Raw genomic sequence first — 18,541 nt, 5'->3', positions numbered from 1 at the left:
TATTATTCATTTTACAAATAATTTCCTACTTATTTTTAAAATTAATTAATAATTAAATTCAAAGCGAATTAGTTAAATCGTAGTTTTTGTATAAAAATTAAGTATTAAACTAAGAGGTTAGCCTCTATATTTCAAAGGAAGATGCACTAATTTTTTGGTTTCAAAAAAGTCTTCAGCATAGAAATCGCTCAAATTGTAGATAGTTGCTTTTTTATAATCTTGAAGTTCTTCAGCTAAATCTCCTCCTTTTAAGTATAAAATACCATTCTTAAGTTCATGGTTATGTTTTTTTGCAATTTTGCCTTTTGTCCAATGCACAAAAGTTGGCATTGCAGCAACCGCACGACTAACAATAAAATCGTAAGTTTCGTTAATAGCTTCTACCCTACTATGTGTTGTTTTAACATTAGTTAAACCTAAGCCTTCAACAACCTCGTTCACTACTTTTAGTTTTTTTGCAATACTATCTACTAAATGAAACGAACACTCTGGAAATAAAATAGCTAAAGGAATCCCTGGAAATCCACCACCAGTGCCTACATCAAGTATTTTACTACCATCTTTAAAAGATATTAGCTTTGCAATGCCTAAAGAATGTAAAACATGGCGTAAATACAACTCATCTATATCCTTACGCGAGACCACGTTAATTTTTAAATTCCAATCTTGATATAATGATTCTAATCGCTCAAATTTATCTATTTGATCTTCAGTAAGGTTAGAAAAATACTTTAAAAGAAGTTTCATTTGTTTTGCTTTTTTTAAATCTATTGGATGTAATTCACATAAAAAACATCTCTACAATCATAGAAAACTTTAATTATATGCATTCTATTCATGTTAAATTTTAAACAAAAATATACTTTTTATATGCATATTTTTACAAAAAAACGTTATTACTTCAACTGCTTTATACCTATCTTTGCCGCAGGTATGATCAATAATTTTTATTTTTAATCATATTAAATTTTAATAGCATGACTAAACAGACATTATCCTTTTCGAGGAAAGACTCTGCGAAATTTTTTAAGACTCTTAACAAACGAGTTAACGACTACTTTAAAGAAAATAATCTTAAACGTACTGGAAACTGGAAGTTATACACTAAAGCAATTTTTATGTTTGCTCTGCTTGTTATACCTACGGCATTAGTTTTAAGTATTAATTTACCTGGTTGGGCACAAATTTTATGCATGATTATTACTGGCATTGGAATGGCTGGTGTAGGCATGAATGTTATGCATGATGCAAATCATGGCTCTTTTTCAAGCAAGAAATGGGTTAATAAATTGATGGGAAGTAGCATCTATATTTTAGCAGGTAATGATTATAATTGGAAAGTACAGCACAATGTACTACATCATACTTATACCAATATTCAAGGCCATGATGAAGATATTGATGCAGGTAGAATTATTCGTTTCTCAAAACACACAAAATGGCAAAGGTTTCATAAATACCAAAAGTATTATGCTTTCTTTTTATACGGTTTACTAACAGCAAATTGGGCTATAACAACAGACTTTGTTCAAACATATCATTACCTTAAAAGGAAACTTGCCTATGGTAAATTTCCTAACCCTGCTACGCAATGGACTAAATTAATCATTGGAAAAATAGTATACTATTCTATTTGGGTTGTATTACCTATTTCACTTGGTTTTGCTTGGTGGCAAGTATTAATTGGCTTCATAGTTATGCATTACACAGCTGGAATCATATTAAGCGTTATTTTTCAATTAGCGCATGTTATGCCAAATACGGAAATGCCATTACCAGATGAAGATGGTAACATGAAAAACACTTGGGCTATTCATCAATTACTAACAACCTCTAATTTTTCTCCAAAAAGCTGGTTAGCAGGATTCTATACTGGCGGATTAAATAGACAAGTAGAACACCACCTGTTTGCACATATTAGTCATATACATTATGGTAAAATAGCTAAAATTGTTAAGCAAACGGCAAATGAGTTTAGCTTACCTTATAATGAATACAATTCGTTTTGGCAAGCTGTAGCTGAGCATTACAATCAATTAAAACAATTGGGGCAGAAACCTAGTTTCGCCTAAACTTTCACTTACCTATAAACAAAATACATAAATGCAATTACTATCTGATAGAATTTTAAACATGGCTACGTCTGCTACATTGGCAATGGCAGCTAAAGCTAGAGAACTTAGAGGCGAAGGAAAAGATATTATCGGGTTAAGTCTTGGTGAGCCAGACTTTAACACACCAGATTTTATTAAAGAGGCAGCGATACAAGCAGTTAACGATAATTATAATTCATATACCCCTGTTGATGGTTACGGCGAATTAAAAGAAGCTATCATTACCAAGTTTAAACGTGATAATAGTTTAAGTTATTCACCATCTCAAATTGTTGTTTCCACTGGTGCTAAGCAGTGTTTAGCAAATATTGCTGGTGTGATGCTTAATGAAGGTGATGAAGTTTTATTACCATGTCCATATTGGGTAAGTTATGCAGATATTGTAAAATTATACGATGGTGTACCTGTTGAAGTAAAAACGTCTATTGACACCGATTTTAAAATGACTGCTGAACAACTTGAAGCAGCAATCACACCAAAAACTAAAATGATTTGGTTTAGTTCTCCTTGTAACCCAAGTGGCTCTGTTTATAGTAAATCTGAATTACGCGCACTAGCCGATGTATTAGTTAAACATCCTAATATATATGTAGTTTCAGATGAAATTTACGAGCATATAAACTATGGCCAAGGACATGCTAGTATGGCTGGATTTGAAGACATGTACCATAACACTATAACTGTTAATGGTGTTTCAAAAGCTTTTGCAATGACTGGATGGCGTATTGGATATATTGGTGCTCCTGAAAAAATTGCTAGAGCTTGTAATAAAATGCAAGGTCAAATGACAAGTGGTGCCAATTGTATTGCACAACGAGCTGTTATTACTGCTTTAAACGAACCGCCTTCTCGCGTGCAATATATGATTGACGAGTTTAAAGAACGTCGTGATTTAATATTGGGGCTAGTTAATGATATTGAAGGTTTTAAGGCTAACACACCAGATGGTGCATTTTATGTATTCCCAGATGTGACATATTACTTCGGAAAAACATTACGAGGAAAAACAATAAATAATGCAACTGATTTCTCTTTATACTTATTAGAAGAAGCCCTTGTAGCAACAGTTACTGGTGAAGCTTTTGGAAATCCTGATTGTATAAGAATTTCGTATGCTGCTTCTAAAGAACAAATTATTGAAGCCATGAAACGTATTAAAGAAGTTGTCAGCTAAATAAAATCATCTATTACAATTTTTTAAAAAGCCGCTGTTAAGTGGCTTTTTTATTTATTGCTATTCAATTAGTTAAAAACAAGTAAGATCAAAGCAAGAAATAAAGATAATTTCAAGGTTGTTTCTGCGGCAGTAGGTGAACTAAAAAGATGACTCTTTACCCGTTGTCTAATTCCAAATACCGAAGCACTATTTTGCTTAGTATAGTTTTGCTTCACAATGTTCTTATAAGAAGAATTTAAAAAGTTTGAAGGCTTGACAATCAAGTCTTCTTTTTGACTAGGTAATGGTTCGACATTTTCTGATGATAAAACTAATTCCATGATATAAATATTTTAATTGGTTATATTATTATGACGTTTAATAAGGTAAAATGTTACAACAAGCCATTTTGTAACTATCTAAAAATCAAAACAAAAAAAAACCAGAAACACCTATAAACATTAAAGGAGTTTTAAAAAGTAAAAAAAAGAAAATTATCTGTTTCTCCAGAAAAATGGTGTAAATAAAACCAAAACTGTAAACAATTCTAAACGACCAATAAGCATTAAAAATGAAGACCACCATTTTCCTAAAGGCGGTAATGCTGCATAATTATTTACTGGCCCAAAATCACCCAATGCAGGTCCAACATTCCCTAAACTTGAAGCAGATAAACCAATAGCAGAGACAAAGTCTAATTCGAACATGGAAAAGACCAAAGCCCCTATAATAAAAGAGAGCATGTATAAAATAAAAAACGCTAAAACATTAAATACAATATCGCCAGAAATAGACTTTGTATTATAACGCACAGGCAAAATAGCATTAGGATGTAAAGAACGTTTAAACTCTAAAAAACCATTCTTTATTAAAATTAAGTGTCGAACTACTTTAACACCACCAGAGGTACTTCCTGCAGAGCCACCTAGAAACATTAAACCAAAAAAGAAAACCATTAAAAATGGTGTCCACATAGTAAAATCGGCTGTAACAAAACCAGTTGTTGTAATAATAGCAAGCACTTGAAAAAGGGCATGTCTAAAAGCACTTTCTCCTTCTCCCCATACCATTGGATGATCTACAGATGAAGCAGAAACATCTGCTCTAAAATAAATAATCAATGCTGCTATTATAGTAAATATCGCAATAAACTTAAAGTAAAGTTTAAATTCTTCATCTCTAATTATTTTTTGAACTTTCCCTTTAAAAGCAAAATAACTTAAAACAAAATTTGTTCCAGCTAAAAACATAAACACAATAATAATATACTGTATTATAGGTTGCCCATTCCAGTAAGCGATACTTGCGTTTTTTGTAGAAAATCCACCAGTAGACAAGGTACAAAGTGCATGATTTATGGCATCGAAAAAATTCATACCTGCTACTTGAAGTAAAATTGTTTCTGCCGCTGTATATCCAAAGTAAATAAGCCAAAGTCGCTTAGCTGTATCTGTTATTCTTGGATGTAATTTATCGGCACTAGGCCCTGGAGCTTCGGCAGCAAACAATTGCATACCACCAATTCCTAATAAAGGCAAAATAGCTATGGCAAGTACAATAATTCCCATTCCTCCTATCCAATGTGTCAAACTACGCCAAAAGAGAACCCCTTTAGGAACAACTTCAATATCATTTAAAATTGATGCTCCTGTTGTAGTATAACCAGACATGGTTTCGAAAAAGGCATTAGTGAAACTTGGAATACTTTGCGTAAAAATATAAGGTAATGTTCCAGATAACGTCATAATAATCCAGCCAAAAGCAACAACAATGTAGCCTTCGCGCTTATTCATTTCTTTAACATGCTTTCGAGTAAAAAGCATTGACAAAATACCCACTATTAAAGTTATAAGAGCAGCAGATAATAACTGTAATGTAACGCCGTCTTTATAAAGAAAACTTACCAAAGTAGATAACAGCATAAACCCACCATTAAACAAAACAAGCAAGCCTAAAAAATGAAAGATTATTTTATAATTAAGTTTCATGTACTAAAGGAATAATTTTTCTACACCCTTAATAGAACGTAAAAGACTGCATACTACTACTCGATCGCCTTCTTGAATTTTAAAATCTCCTAGAGCTATTAACCCAACACCGTTTCTAATGACACCTCCAATAATAGCAGATCTTGGAAAATCAATATTTTTTATAACCTTATTACAAATAGCAGATGTTGCTTTAACTTCAAACTCTAACAATTCAGCATTCATATTGCTAAGTTTAGTCATAGCAACCACCTCACCTTTTCGTATGTATCTAAAAATATTATTCGCAGCTAATAGCTTTTTATTAATAAGCGTATCTATACCAATTGAATGCGATAATTCGAAGTAATCCATATTCTCCACTAGTGCAATGGATTTTTTAACACCCTTAGTCTTTGCAACCAAACAAGACATAATATTAGTTTCAGAATTGTCACCAACTGCAATAAATGCATCCATATCGCTAATACTTTCTTCATCTAAAATATCAACATCACGACCATCACTATTTATTACAAGTACATTTGGCAAATTATCTGCAATTTCAAAAGCACGTTCTTTACTTTGCTCTAAAAGCTTCACATTAAAACCTTTATCACTCAGGTCTCTTGCAGTTTTATAGCCAATTTCGGTGCCACCAAGAATCATGACACTTTTAATTTCCCTATTTATTTTCCCTGTAAGCTTACATAATTCTTCTGCACCTCCTTCCGATGTAATAAAAACCACGTTGTCTCCTTTTTTAAAAACCGTATCCCCCCGAGGAATCAAAGTGTATTGCGTTCCTGCTCTTTGAATGGCTATAGGAACAAAATGTAATTCTGGAAATATCTGTGCTGCTTCTTTTACTGTTCTGCCAACAAATTGTGCTTCCTTAGATAATGTTAATCCCGCCATTGTTAAGGCACCTTCTTCAAATTCGTAATTATCATTAAATGAAGATTGCTTTAAAGACAATTCAATCTCGGAAGCGGCTAATGCTTCTGGTGAAATTAATTCGTCTATTCCAAATTTTGTAAAACCAACTTCATCTTTATGATTAATAAACTCGGTATTTGAAATTCTAGCTATGGTTCGCTTAGCTCCTAATTGTTTTGCTAAAACGCAAACTGTAATATTTATGGTTTCGGACGAAGTAACCCCAATAACCAAATCGCTAGATGCAACACGCGATTCTTTTAAAATGGCAATTGAAGTAGCATCACCTTTTATAACTTTAATATCTAAATGGTTATCGGCATAAGCTAGACTATCTTTATCTGTATCTATTAAAGTAATCTCTTGAGACTCGAAGGACAGTAATTTTGCTAAATGAAACCCTACTTCACCAGCTCCAGCAATAATTATTTTCATTATTTAATTATCATAAAAAAGAGTAACAAATATACTATAAAATACACACTGCGTCATTAATTTGATACAATATAAATTTGTACACTAGTTCATTAATACTTTCATAAAAGTTTATATTTCCCTCTAATGTGTTGATTTTATATTTTTAATTCGGATAACAAATTCAATATATTTTGGCTTTACTTGATATAATAAAGTAAAAATATATTGAGTATGTTTGCATCAAAATTTACAGATTTGTCAAAAGTAAAACCCTACAAAAATAGTGCCTTAGGTAAAAAAGAACAGGTCACCAAAATGTTCGATACTATATCAGGAGACTACGATGGTTTAAACCGAGTTATTTCCTTTGGAATTGATGTGAAATGGCGAAAAAAAGTTGTTAAAATAGTTAAAGAAAGTAATCCTGAAACCGTTTTAGATATAGCAACTGGCACAGGAGATTTAGCTATAAATTTAGCAAAAACTAATGCTGAAAAAATTATTGGTTTAGATATTAGTAGTGGCATGCTTGACATTGGTAAAGAGAAAATTAAAAAGAAAAACTTAGAATCTAAAATAGATATGGTTTTAGGAGATTCTGAAAATATGCCGTTTGAAGACAATTCCTTTGATGCGATAACAGTAGCTTTTGGCATTAGAAACTTCGAAACTTTAGAAAAAGGCTTAAAAGAAATTCTACGTGTATTGAAGCCTAATGGAACTTTTGTGATATTAGAAACTTCAATGCCCAATAAAACACCGTATAAGCAAGGGTATAATTTTTACACTAAAAATATATTACCCTTAATTGGTCGTCTCTTCTCAAAAGACAGAAGTGCTTATAAATATTTATGCGAATCGGCATCTGTTTTTCCTTATGGTGAAGCTTTAAACAATATTTTACGCAAAATTGGGTTTATTAATGTTAAAGATTTTCCGCAAACCTTTGGAGTTGCTACAATTTACACGTCATCTAAACAATAATATGAGAAAAGTTTTTATTTTAATATCATTATTTTTTGTTTTTAAACAAGCTAATGCTCAATTATTTACAAAAAAAAAGGTACAGTATGATGCCAATCAAGGTAAACGCTCTACAGATAATGATTTATTAAGATGGGGTTATTTTCTGGGTATAAATAATTACGATTTCAACTTTGATTATAATAACGACTTGCGTGATGTATATGTAAAGCGAAGTCCAGGGTTTAGTGTTGGATTAATTGGGAATTTACGTATTAATGATTTTATTGATGTGCGCCTAGAACCTGGATTAATTATTACTACTAGAGAATTACATTACAGTACTAGTTATTTTCAAGGCGTTGGTTTTTCTGAATCGGACTTAATGCGTGAAGTAAAGTCAACATATATTCATATTCCTTTATTGCTTAAGTTTTCTACCAAACGTATTAATAATTTTAAACCCTTTATTGTTGGTGGTTTTTCTACAGCGTTAAATTTATCGAGTAACGAAAACAACCCAAACGACAATAATAATGGACAGTTTAGAACCACAAAAAACAACCTGTTCTACGAATTAGGATTTGGAATAGATTTCTACTTCTATAATTTTAAATTCTCACCTTCTATTCGTGGTGTTTTTGGTATGAATGACGAATTAGTAAGAGATAAAGACCCTAATAGCCCTTGGACAAGTAATATTGCTAGTATGAAAACAAGAGGCGTTTTTGTAAACTTAACGTTTCAATAAAAAACGCTAATTTCTTCTAAATTCACTCAATAAAATGGCAGTTGCTGTCGCTACGTTTAAGCTTTCGGTTTCTTTAATATCGCCAAATTGAGGAATAGAAACTTTTTTAGAAACGAAACTTTCAATTGCAGTTGAAATGCCATGAGCTTCGTTACCCATAACTAAAATTCCATGGCTAGGTAATTCTGAAGTATATACATTTTCACCTTCCATGTAGGCACCATAAACAGGTAAATTTGTGTTTCTTAAAAAATCGTCTAACTCAACATAACTAATATTAACTCGGGTAATAGAACCCATAGTGGCTTGAATTACTTTCGGGTTATAACAATCTACGGTTTCTTTGCTACAAACCAAATCTTTTACACCAAACCAATCGCAAAGTCTTATTATAGTTCCCAAATTCCCTGGATCTCTAACAGTATCAAGCGCTACTAACAACCCATTTTCTTCAATTAATTCCGACTTAGGGATTTCAAAAACTGCCAAAGCTTTATTTGGTGTGGTAAAAAAACTAATTCGTTTTAATTCAATTTCTGTAATTAAAATTTCCTTTTTGGCATCAAAATTGAGTGATTCTGTCGTATATAAACTGTGTAAAACTAAGTCTGAACGTAATAATTCGGCTATAGTTTTAAGGCCCTCAACAACAAAAAGTCCATGTTGCAGTCTAAATTTTTTTTGCTTTAGACTGGTTATTAATTTTATTTGACTTTTTGAAAGCATTACAATCTAATTTTATTTTATAAAGAAAATGAAAAAATCCATGAGTTTACTAACAAGAATATAAGATTCTTTTAAATATTTTTTTCGATTCAAATAATGTATTTTTGAAATCAAGAATATCAACTTTTTAAATCGTCAAAAACTAAACTCAATTTTCAATTTATACTTGAATTAATTTCATATTTATTTGAAACAACAACTCTTTAAAATATTAATTCTTGCTATTCTTGCATCATATCTTTCATCTTGTGATGCTGTGAAAAGAGTTTCAGAAAACGAATATTTACTTACAGATAACAAGGTTATTGTAAATGGTAAAAAGGAAAGTTCTGAAACCATTAACAACCTCCTATACCAAAATCCAAACAGAAAAATATTAGGTATACCATTACGCTTACATATATACAACGCTGCACGCCCAAATATTGATTCGACTTTACAAGCAAAAATATACGATGATGAAGAAAAAGTAGCACGTAAAACAAAATTATTATCTCGAAAACAGTTAGATAAAGATGTCGAAACAAGAAAGGGGTTTAATTCTTGGCTAAAAAAAACTGGTGAAGCACCAGTAATAGTAAGTGCTAAAAAAACGGGGAAATCTATAAAGCGCTTTAAAGATTACTATTTTAATAATGGCTGGTTTGATGTGGATGCCACATTTTATATTAATAAAGATGAAAACAAACGCGCTAATATCGATTATTATATAACAACAGGAAAAGGGTTTTTAATTGATTCCATTTCTAAAAAAATAACCTCCCCTTTAGTAGAATTATTATATGAAGCCAGCGAAAAAAACTCGCTTATTAGAGTTGGCGAACAATATAGAACTCAAAATTTTGAACAAGAGCGCGAACGAATCTCTAACGAATTAAGAAATTCTGGTTTATATCATTTTAATCAAGACTATGTTACTTTCGAAATCGATACTATTGGAACCAATAAGAATGTTAATGTTGGAGTTCAAATTCAGAATCGAGCTATTAGAACTCCAGATTCGCTATTAAGAACACCCTTTAAAATATTTAAAGTAGACAAGGTTAACATTATTACAGATGATGCTTTTGTAAATAGAAGCAAACCTTTTAAAGATTCTATAACCTACGAGGGTTATAATCTCTATAGTTACGGAGACATGCGCTACAAGCCTAAAGCGTTAACCGATGCTATTTTTATTACTCCAAATACTGTTTTTAAAGATATTGATAGAACCCGGTCTTACAGGTATTTAAGCGAACTACGAACTTTTAAGTATCCCGACATTAAGTATGTTGAAGAAACCGACTCTACCCTTACAGCCAATATTTTTCTATCACCCTTAAAGAAGTTTAGTTTAGGTTTTAGGGCAGAAGTTTCACAGAGTAACATTCAATCGGTTGGGTTTGGTTTAAACCCTAGCCTTTTAATACGTAATATTTTTAAAGGTGCCGAAACATTTGAAATTTCAGGGATTGCATCAGTTGGATCATCAAAAGATAAAAATGACGAAAGCGATCCTTTTTTCGATATTAATGAAATTGGCATCGACTTAAAACTAACCATTCCAAGAATTTTTTCACCATTTAATACCGAAAAAATAATCCCTAAACACATGTCTCCAAGTACCAGAATAGGTTTATCAACAACAAGTCAAACAAATATTGGGCTCGATAAACAAACCTTTAGTGGTAATTTTAATTATAAATGGTCTCCGTCTAAAAAAATTACAAACAGTCTAGACCTTTTCAATGTTCAATATGTTAGAAACTTAAACGTTGAAAACTATTTCAGGGTTTATGAAACGTCATTTAACTCGCTCAACCAAATAGCACAAGATGTTAATTTTATTAACCCTTCAACAAGTTTAAATATTCCAAATGAAGCTAATGCATTCATAGAATATGCCCTAGCTAATCCTACTCCTAACGAAATTTCAAGCAATCAACTTCTTACTATTAACAGTATAGATGAAAGAAAAGGTAGGTTAACAGAAAACAATCTTATTTTTTCTTCAAGTTTTGGCTTAACAAAGGATGGAAGAACCAATTTAATTGATGAAGATTTTTCGATATTTCGTTTTAAACTTGAGCTAGCAGGAAATTTACTTGCCAATACTTCCAAATTATTAGGGTTAAAAAAAGATACAGATAATCGCTATGAAATATTTAATGTAGCATTCTCCCAATATGTGAAAACCGAATTCGATTATATAAAACATTGGGACTTGGGCAAAAAAAATGTATTAGCTATGCGTAGTTATTTTGGCATTGCCATCCCCTATGGCAACTCTACAAACATTCCCTTTTCAAAAAGTTTTTTTGCTGGAGGTGCTAACGATAATCGTGCTTGGACCGCATATAGCTTAGGCCCGGGGAGCTCTGAAACCTCCAATGAATTTAATGAAGCAAACTTAAAAATTGCTTTAGGTTTAGAGCAGCGTTTTAATGTTTTCGAAAATCTTAATGGTGCTGTTTTTATAGATGCTGGTAATATTTGGAATGCTCTCGATGACGTAGATGATGATCGAGCCACATTCACAGATTTCAATTCTTTAGAAGATATTGCTATCGGTTCTGGTTTTGGTTTACGTTATGACTTTAGCTTCTTCGTATTTCGTTTTGATGTAGGTTTTAAAACTTATGATCCTTCTTATCGCAATGAAAATCGATGGTTTAATGATTATAATTTTGCAAATGCTGTTTATAATATAGGGATTAACTATCCTTTTTAATTATAAAAAAGGCATCTACATATTAATTAAAATCTCATTTAACCCAATGTGCATTTTGAGGGAAATTTGTATCGAGAATAAAATTTTTCATTTCAAAACCTGTTCTCGATACAATTCCGATGAAAAATTGGAATCACTCGAACTGACATTTAGTTGAGCCAAATAAATTAAAATGCACAATAGGTTAATTTAATATCCATATTCTTTTTTTATTTTGCTATTTAGTTTTCCTTTAAAAACTATAACGTTTTAGTGCCACATTACTCTTTTCAAGTTACGAAACCACAGTTATTTATTTAAAATTTGATTACTTTTGTTGCTCAATAATTTAGAAATCATATTAAAAAAATGGGACACAATATTAAACCAGGCGTAGCGACAGGACAAGAAGTTCAGGCTATTTTCAATCATGCTAAAGCTAATAATTATGCACTTCCAGCAGTTAATGTTATAGGTTCGGACACTATAAATGGTGTTTTAGAAGCTGCAAGAGACTTAAATGCACCTGTAATTATTCAATTTTCTAATGGTGGAGCTCAATTTAATGCAGGTAAAGGCTTAAGTAATGATGGGCAAAAAGCTGCCATTGCTGGCGCTGTTGCGGGTGCTAAACATGTACACACATTAGCTGAAGCATATGGTGTTCCTGTAATTTTACACACAGACCACTGTGCTAAAAAATTATTACCTTGGATAGATGGACTGCTTGACGCTAGTGAAAAACATTTTACTGAAACAGGAAAATCATTATTCAGTTCTCACATGATTGACCTTTCTGAAGAGCCAATCGAAGAAAACATCGAAATCTGTAAGCAATATTTAGAAAGAATGTCTAAAATGGGTATGACTTTAGAAATCGAACTTGGTATTACAGGTGGTGAAGAAGACGGTGTTGATAATACAGATGTTGATGATTCTAAATTATATACACAACCAGAAGAAGTAGCATATGCTTACGAAGAATTAAGCAAAGTAAGCCCTCAATTTACAATTGCTGCAGCATTTGGAAATGTACATGGAGTTTACAAACCAGGTAATGTAAAATTAACTCCAAAAATCTTAAAAAATTCTCAAGAATATATTACAAAAAAATATGGTGTTGAACATAATCACATCGATTTTGTATTCCATGGTGGTTCTGGATCTACAGTTGAAGAAATAAGAGAAGGTATTAGCTATGGTGTAATTAAAATGAACATTGATACCGATTTACAATACGCTTTTATGGCTGGTATTAGAGATTATATGGGTGATAAAGCTGAGTACTTAAAAGCTCAAATAGGTAATCCTGATGGTGACGACTCTCCAAACAAAAAATATTATGACCCAAGAGTTTGGTTAAGAGAAGGTGAAAAAACTTTTGTAGCTAGATTAAAAAAGGCTTTCGAAGATTTGAATAATGTAAACACATTATAATTATAAGTAAATTTACTACAAATATTATATAAAAAAAACTCTGTTTAAAACAGAGTTTTTTTTTACCTAACTGTAACACAAATAGTTGCACCTATCGAATTAATAAAATTACAAGGGTGCTACTACAAATTTAAAAAAAGGCTTAATTTTGCAATTAGTCATTTTAATTAGCTAGCTAAATCCTTAACGCTAATATTGAAAAGAAAATTAATTTTCAATATTATTAAAATCATAAATCACTATGTCTTGGTTTAAAAGAAAAGATAAAGGAATACAAACGTCTACTGAAGAAAAAAAAGACACCCCTAAAGGTCTTTGGTATAAATCTCCTACTGGTAAAATAATTGACACAAAGGAACTCGAACAAAATTTTTATGTAAGTCCAGAAGATGGTTACCATGTTAGAATTGGCAGTAAAGAATATTTCGAGATTTTGTTTGATGATAATAAATTTAAAGAGCTAGATGCAAATTTAGAATCTAAAGACCCTCTTAAATTTGAGGATACTAAAAAATATCCTGATCGTTTAAAAGCAGCACAAGAAAAGACCAAACTTAAAGATGCTGTTCGAGCAGCAGTTGGAAAATCTAAAGGAAAAGATTTAGTAGTTGCTTGTATGGATTTTGCTTTTATTGGAGGTTCTATGGGAAGTGTTGTTGGCGAAAAAATTGCCAGAGCAGCAGATTATGCCTTAAAAAACAACATACCTTTTATGATTATCTCAAAATCTGGAGGAGCTAGAATGATGGAAGCAGCTTTATCGCTTATGCAATTGGCAAAAACATCTGTTAAATTAGCACAACTTGCAGATGCTGGAATCCCATATATTTCATTATGCACAGACCCAACTACGGGTGGTACAACAGCATCATTTGCTATGTTAGGAGACATCAATATTGCAGAACCAGGAGCCTTAATAGGTTTTGCTGGCCCAAGAATTGTTAGAGACACCACTGGTAAAGAATTACCAGAAGGCTTCCAAACATCAGAATTCTTGTTAGAACATGGATTCTTAGATTTTATTACAATTCGTAAAGAACTAAAAAACAAGGTTAATCAATATTTAGATTTAATTTTAAATCAACCTTTAAGAGCTTAAATATCAATAAAATAAGTTTAGACCTGTCTGGTTTTAAAAACCAGGCAGGTCTTTTTATTTAAAATACTATCAAATCATTAAAAATTCCTATATTTGCCGCTCGAAAGAAAAGCTTTCGTGTACATAACAATCATTTACAATAATATTAGCATGTATTTAACAAAAGAAGAAAAAGAAGAAATGTTTGCAAAACACGGTAAAGGTAAAACTGATACTGGTAGTGCAGAAGGACAAATTGCGTTATTTACGCAACGCATTAATCACTTAACAGAGCACTTAAAAAATAATCGTAAAGATTATAACACTGAGCGTTCATTAGTAAAACTAGTAGGAAAGCGTCGTGCTTTACTAGATTACTTAACTAAGAAAGATATTTTAAGATATCGTGCGATAGTAAAAGAATTAGGATTAAGAAAATAATCTTAAAAAAATAAAAGACCACGCTTTTGGCGTGGTCTTTTATTTTTTGCGTTAGGGATTGCAGTGGAAAGCCCACAGCGAGGTACGAGCGAGGACTTGTAACGTAAAGCCCGACCCTTTTCGGGTAACGCCCAAATAATATAACTCGAGCGTAGGAGTTTAAACCACGCATTAGAAGAAGCTAGTTATAGTTTTTCATTGGTCATACACACAACAACTACACACAACACAACGACCATTGTTTAACATGATTTGAGCATATTTATGCTTGAATTACAAGAAAAAATTTATGATTCCAAAAGTTTTTAAAGAGGTCATTGACCTAGGTGACGGTAGAGAAATTTCTATTGAAACTGGAAAATTAGCAAAACAAGCGCATGGTAGCGTTGTGGTGCAATCTGGAAAATGTATGTTATTATGTACAGTTGTTTCCAATTACAAACAGGCAGATGTTGACTTTTTACCCTTAACGGTAGATTACAGAGAGAAATTTGCTGCTGCAGGACGTTACCCAGGTGGTTTCTTCAAAAGAGAAGCTAGACCTAGTGACGGAGAGGTTTTAACGATGCGTTTAGTAGATCGTGTTTTACGTCCGTTATTCCCAAAAGATTATCATTCTGAAACTCAGGTGATGATTCAATTAATGTCTCATGATGATGATGTTATGCCAGATGCTATGGCAGGTTTAGCAGCATCGGCGGCTATTCAATTATCTGATTTCCCATTTGAATGTGCTATTTCTGAGGCTAGAGTTGGTCGTGTAAATGGTGAATTTGTTATCAACCCAACAAGAGCACAGTTAGAAGAATCTGACATCGACATGATGATTGGAGCATCTGCTGATTCTGTGATGATGGTTGAAGGTGAAATGGATGAGATTTCTGAAGAAGAAATGACTGAAGCTATTAAGTTTGCTCACGAAGCTATTAAAGTACAATGTGCTGCTCAAGTAAAATTAGCTGAAGCTTTTGGTAAAAAAGAAGTACGTGAGTATGAGCCCGAAAGAGAAGATGAAGATTTAGCTAAAAAGATTCATGATATGGCATACGATAAAGTGTATGCTGTAGCAAGAGCTGCTTCTGCTAAACATGAAAGAAGTGCTGCATTTGCTGAAATTAAAGAAGACATAAAAGCTACTTTTTCTGAAGAAGAATTAGAAGATTTTGGTGATTTAGTTTCAAAATACTACTCTAAAGCTGAAAAAGCAGCGGTTAGAGATTTAACATTAAACGAAGGTTTGCGTTTAGACGGACGTAAAACTGACGAGATTAGACCTATTTGGTGTGAGGTTGATTACTTGCCTTCTACTCATGGTTCTTCAATATTTACTCGTGGAGAAACTCAAGCTTTAGCTACGGTAACTTTAGGAACTTCTAGAGAAGCTAACCAAATAGATATGCCGTCTTATGAAGGCGAAGAGCGTTTCTATTTACACTATAACTTCCCTCCTTTTTCTACTGGAGAGGCTAGACCTATTCGTGGAACATCGCGTAGAGAAGTTGGACATGGTAACTTAGCGCAACGTGCTTTAAAAGGTATGGTGCCAGAAGATTGCCCTTATACAGTACGTGTAGTTTCAGAGATTTTAGAATCTAATGGTTCTTCTTCTATGGCAACAGTTTGTGCTGGTACAATGGCGATGATGGATGCTGGTGTACAATTAAAGAAACCTGTTTCTGGTATTGCTATGGGATTAATTACAGATACTGAATCTGGAAAATATGCTGTGCTATCTGATATTTTAGGTGATGAAGATCACTTAGGAGATATGGACTTTAAAGTAACTGGTACTGAAGATGGTATTACGGCTTGCCAAATGGATATTAAAGTAAAAGGATTAAGTTATGAGATTTTAGTTAATGCACTAAAACAAGCTCGTGATGGTCGTTTACATATCTTAGGTAAGATTACTGAAACTATTGAAACACCAAATGCAGAAGTTAAGGATCATGCGCCTACCATGGTTACTAGACGTATTCCTAACGAATTTATTGGTGCTTTAATTGGTCCTGGTGGAAAAGTAATTCAGGAATTACAAAAAGAAACTGAAACGACTATAGTTATTAACGAAGACCCTGTTACTGAAGAAGGTGTTGTTGAAGTATTAGGCGTGGGTAGTAAAGGTATTGATGCTGTAATGGCAAAAATAGATTCTTTATTATTTAAGCCAGAAGTTGGTAGTGTTTACGAAGTAAAAGTCATTAAAATACTTGATTTTGGTGCTGTTGTTGAATATGTTGACGCTCCAGGAAACGAAGTACTTTTGCACGTAAGTGAATTGGCTTGGGAACGCACTGAAAATGTATCTGATGTTGTAAACATGGGCGATGTATTTGATGTGAAGTATTTTGGTATAGATTCTAGAACGCGTAAAGAAAAAGTATCTAGAAAAGCTATTTTACCAAAACCAGAAGGTTACGTAGCAAGACCACCAAGAGAAAATAATGATCGTGGTGGACGTGGTCGCGATAACAGAGGTAGAGATAATCGTGGACGTGATAATCGCAGAGACGATAGAAGACCTAGAGAAGATAAGAAGGAAGATTAATTCTTAATTCTTTCGAAGAATTCAATAGTTTTTAAAAGCCTGATTCAAATTACGAATCAGGCTTTTTTCTTACAAAAATAAATAGTAAATTGTATGGCTCATTATCATCATAATTATGACTTCAATTACTTTAGTGCCCTTCGTGCATAACAACAAAAGCTGTATTGCCATAAAGTTCCCTTATAACTTTGAGGTTAAAGAATATCTAAAAAAATTTGATGGTGTACGATGGACAAAGACACACCATACTTTTTACATATACTATAATGAAGTTAGACTTAAAGACATTAAAAATTACATTAAAAAAGGTGGTATAAATTTAATAGACAATCGTAAGCTTAAAATATCACCACGTTTCAGTAGAGGTATTAAAATAGAACTTGCCCCACTAAATGAGGAAAAAACTTCTGTCTTTCGCCATTTTTTAGCGTTTCTTAAAGGAAAAAGGTTTAGCGATAGCACAATTGCTAGTTATAGTGGATTTATACTTGAATTTTTACGTTTTACAGGTGAAAAACCTATTAATAATCTTGACGAAAATGATGTAAGGCATTATATAGAATGGGCAGTAACTAAGCTAAATTATGCTATTAGCACTCACAGGCAAATGGTAAGTGGCTTAAAACATTTTGCATATTTTTACCCTGCTTGTTCTATAAACATAGACAAAATATATATGCCTAAAAAAGACAAAAAACTACCTGTTATTTTAAGCATTGAAGAAGTATTACTAATATTACAATCAACCAAAAACTTAAAGCATCGTGCAGTAATTGCCATGCTATATTCGGCAGGTTTAAGAGTAGGAGAAATAATTAATTTAAGGCTGAGTGATTTTGATTTTAAGAGGAATCAATTACATATTAAAAACTCAAAAGGTCGTAGAGATAGGTATGCGACTATAGCCGAAAGTCTATTTCCTTTGCTAAAAAACTATCATAACACATTCAAGCCAAAGGTTTACTTTATTGAAAACCCAAAAGGAGGTAAATATAGTGCAGAATCTATTCGTGCCTTTTTAAGAAAAAGTGTAAAAGCTGCAGGAATATCTAAAACAATAACACCACATACACTAAGGCATAGCTATGCGACTCACATGTTAGAACAAGGCATTGATATACGCTACATTCAAGAACTACTAGGTCACTCTAGACCAGAAACAACCATGATATATACACATGTAACCAGAAAAGATTTACAGCAAATAAAAAGTCCTTTAGATAATGCTTTAAAAAAATTATATTTACAGGATAACAGTAACAAAAAACTTATGATAACCTGACTTATTTACGGGATATCGGTAATAAAAGTT

General features: G+C 32.3%; 15 protein-coding genes. 10 read left to right on the top strand and 5 right to left on the bottom strand.

All coding sequences use genetic code 11. The features are described 5' to 3' along the window. Window positions 1–117: 117 nt before the first annotated feature. Window positions 118–747: a 16S rRNA (guanine(527)-N(7))-methyltransferase RsmG gene (gene rsmG / locus Q0739_RS13650; protein WP_298239290.1), complete on the bottom strand. Its 630-nt coding sequence runs from the start codon at window positions 745–747 to the stop codon at window positions 118–120. A 230-nt stretch (window positions 748–977) separates the two neighbouring features. Between rsmG and Q0739_RS13645 the strand changes: the two genes are divergently transcribed. Then, on the top strand, window positions 978–2,072 hold the full coding sequence (locus Q0739_RS13645) for an acyl-CoA desaturase (protein WP_298239289.1): 1,095 nt from the start codon (window positions 978–980) through the stop codon (window positions 2,070–2,072). 31 nt (window positions 2,073–2,103) lie between these two features. Continuing rightward, complete coding sequence (locus Q0739_RS13640) at window positions 2,104–3,288, top strand: pyridoxal phosphate-dependent aminotransferase (RefSeq protein WP_298239288.1); 1,185 nt, start codon at window positions 2,104–2,106, stop codon at window positions 3,286–3,288. Between the two features lie 68 nt (window positions 3,289–3,356). Here Q0739_RS13640 and Q0739_RS13635 read toward each other — a convergent pair whose 3' ends face one another. From Q0739_RS13635 to trkA, 3 genes are all read right to left on the bottom strand, one after another. Further along, complete coding sequence (locus tag Q0739_RS13635) at window positions 3,357–3,611, bottom strand: hypothetical protein (RefSeq protein WP_298239287.1); 255 nt, start codon at window positions 3,609–3,611, stop codon at window positions 3,357–3,359. Between the two features lie 153 nt (window positions 3,612–3,764). Next, window positions 3,765–5,258, bottom strand: coding sequence for a potassium transporter TrkG (locus Q0739_RS13630; RefSeq protein ID WP_298239286.1), 1,494 nt, complete (start codon window positions 5,256–5,258; stop codon window positions 3,765–3,767). Window positions 5,259–5,261: 3 nt separating this feature from the next. Continuing rightward, complete coding sequence (trkA, locus tag Q0739_RS13625; protein WP_298239285.1) at window positions 5,262–6,611, bottom strand: Trk system potassium transporter TrkA; 1,350 nt, start codon at window positions 6,609–6,611, stop codon at window positions 5,262–5,264. A gap of 213 nt (window positions 6,612–6,824) precedes the next feature. Here trkA and ubiE point away from each other — a divergent pair, with 213 nt between their 5' ends. Both ubiE and Q0739_RS13615 read left to right on the top strand, forming a co-directional pair. Next, window positions 6,825–7,577, top strand: coding sequence for a bifunctional demethylmenaquinone methyltransferase/2-methoxy-6-polyprenyl-1,4-benzoquinol methylase UbiE (gene ubiE, locus Q0739_RS13620; RefSeq protein ID WP_298239284.1), 753 nt, complete (start codon window positions 6,825–6,827; stop codon window positions 7,575–7,577). A gap of 1 nt (window position 7,578) precedes the next feature. Beyond that, on the top strand, window positions 7,579–8,307 hold the full coding sequence (locus tag Q0739_RS13615; protein ID WP_298239283.1) for a porin family protein: 729 nt from the start codon (window positions 7,579–7,581) through the stop codon (window positions 8,305–8,307). 6 nt (window positions 8,308–8,313) lie between these two features. Here Q0739_RS13615 and Q0739_RS13610 read toward each other — a convergent pair whose 3' ends face one another. Continuing rightward, on the bottom strand, window positions 8,314–9,033 hold the full coding sequence (locus tag Q0739_RS13610) for an RNA methyltransferase (RefSeq protein WP_298239282.1): 720 nt from the start codon (window positions 9,031–9,033) through the stop codon (window positions 8,314–8,316). Window positions 9,034–9,220: 187 nt separating this feature from the next. On the opposite strand from Q0739_RS13610, the gene Q0739_RS13605 reads away from it, so the two are divergent. The 6 genes from Q0739_RS13605 to Q0739_RS13580 all read left to right on the top strand — a co-directional run bounded on the left by Q0739_RS13605 (window position 9,221) and on the right by Q0739_RS13580 (window position 18,511). Next, the gene (locus Q0739_RS13605; protein ID WP_298239281.1) at window positions 9,221–11,746 is read left to right on the top strand and encodes a BamA/TamA family outer membrane protein; all 2,526 of its coding nucleotides are present in this window, start codon (window positions 9,221–9,223) and stop codon (window positions 11,744–11,746) included. Window positions 11,747–12,094: 348 nt separating this feature from the next. After that, window positions 12,095–13,162: a class II fructose-bisphosphate aldolase gene (fbaA, locus tag Q0739_RS13600; RefSeq protein WP_298239280.1), complete on the top strand. Its 1,068-nt coding sequence runs from the start codon at window positions 12,095–12,097 to the stop codon at window positions 13,160–13,162. 241 nt (window positions 13,163–13,403) lie between these two features. Next, window positions 13,404–14,261, top strand: coding sequence for an acetyl-CoA carboxylase, carboxyltransferase subunit beta (accD, locus tag Q0739_RS13595; RefSeq protein WP_298239279.1), 858 nt, complete (start codon window positions 13,404–13,406; stop codon window positions 14,259–14,261). 150 nt (window positions 14,262–14,411) lie between these two features. Beyond that, window positions 14,412–14,681 (top strand): 30S ribosomal protein S15, encoded by a 270-nt coding sequence (gene rpsO, locus Q0739_RS13590; protein WP_298239349.1) that lies wholly within the window; start codon window positions 14,412–14,414, stop codon window positions 14,679–14,681. 289 nt (window positions 14,682–14,970) lie between these two features. After that, window positions 14,971–17,229 (top strand): polyribonucleotide nucleotidyltransferase, encoded by a 2,259-nt coding sequence (locus Q0739_RS13585; RefSeq protein ID WP_298239278.1) that lies wholly within the window; start codon window positions 14,971–14,973, stop codon window positions 17,227–17,229. Window positions 17,230–17,344: 115 nt separating this feature from the next. Beyond that, window positions 17,345–18,511, top strand: a complete 1,167-nt coding sequence (locus Q0739_RS13580; protein ID WP_298239277.1) for a tyrosine-type recombinase/integrase — start codon at window positions 17,345–17,347, stop codon at window positions 18,509–18,511. Window positions 18,512–18,541 lie beyond the last annotated feature (30 nt).

Source organism: uncultured Algibacter sp. (assembly GCF_947487605.1).
GTDB lineage: Bacteria > Bacteroidota > Bacteroidia > Flavobacteriales > Flavobacteriaceae > Algibacter_D.
Note: the sequence above shows the minus strand (reverse complement) of the source record. Positions and strands in the feature narration are given on the sequence as shown.

Excerpts from the sequence above, each read along its gene's own strand:
- rsmG (WP_298239290.1), bottom strand. The coding sequence starts at position 747 with ATGAAACTTCTTTTAAAGTATTTTTCTAACCTTACTGAAGATCAAATA.
- Q0739_RS13645 (WP_298239289.1), top strand. The coding sequence starts at position 978 with ATGACTAAACAGACATTATCCTTTTCGAGGAAAGACTCTGCGAAATTT.
- Q0739_RS13640 (WP_298239288.1), top strand. The coding sequence starts at position 2,104 with ATGCAATTACTATCTGATAGAATTTTAAACATGGCTACGTCTGCTACA.
- Q0739_RS13635 (WP_298239287.1), bottom strand. The coding sequence starts at position 3,611 with ATGGAATTAGTTTTATCATCAGAAAATGTCGAACCATTACCTAGTCAA.
- Q0739_RS13630 (WP_298239286.1), bottom strand. The coding sequence starts at position 5,258 with ATGAAACTTAATTATAAAATAATCTTTCATTTTTTAGGCTTGCTTGTT.
- trkA (WP_298239285.1), bottom strand. The coding sequence starts at position 6,611 with ATGAAAATAATTATTGCTGGAGCTGGTGAAGTAGGGTTTCATTTAGCA.
- ubiE (WP_298239284.1), top strand. The coding sequence starts at position 6,825 with ATGTTTGCATCAAAATTTACAGATTTGTCAAAAGTAAAACCCTACAAA.
- Q0739_RS13615 (WP_298239283.1), top strand. The coding sequence starts at position 7,579 with ATGAGAAAAGTTTTTATTTTAATATCATTATTTTTTGTTTTTAAACAA.
- Q0739_RS13610 (WP_298239282.1), bottom strand. The coding sequence starts at position 9,033 with ATGCTTTCAAAAAGTCAAATAAAATTAATAACCAGTCTAAAGCAAAAA.
- fbaA (WP_298239280.1), top strand. The coding sequence starts at position 12,095 with ATGGGACACAATATTAAACCAGGCGTAGCGACAGGACAAGAAGTTCAG.
- accD (WP_298239279.1), top strand. The coding sequence starts at position 13,404 with ATGTCTTGGTTTAAAAGAAAAGATAAAGGAATACAAACGTCTACTGAA.
- rpsO (WP_298239349.1), top strand. The coding sequence starts at position 14,412 with ATGTATTTAACAAAAGAAGAAAAAGAAGAAATGTTTGCAAAACACGGT.
- Q0739_RS13585 (WP_298239278.1), top strand. The coding sequence starts at position 14,971 with ATGATTCCAAAAGTTTTTAAAGAGGTCATTGACCTAGGTGACGGTAGA.
- Q0739_RS13580 (WP_298239277.1), top strand. The coding sequence starts at position 17,345 with ATGACTTCAATTACTTTAGTGCCCTTCGTGCATAACAACAAAAGCTGT.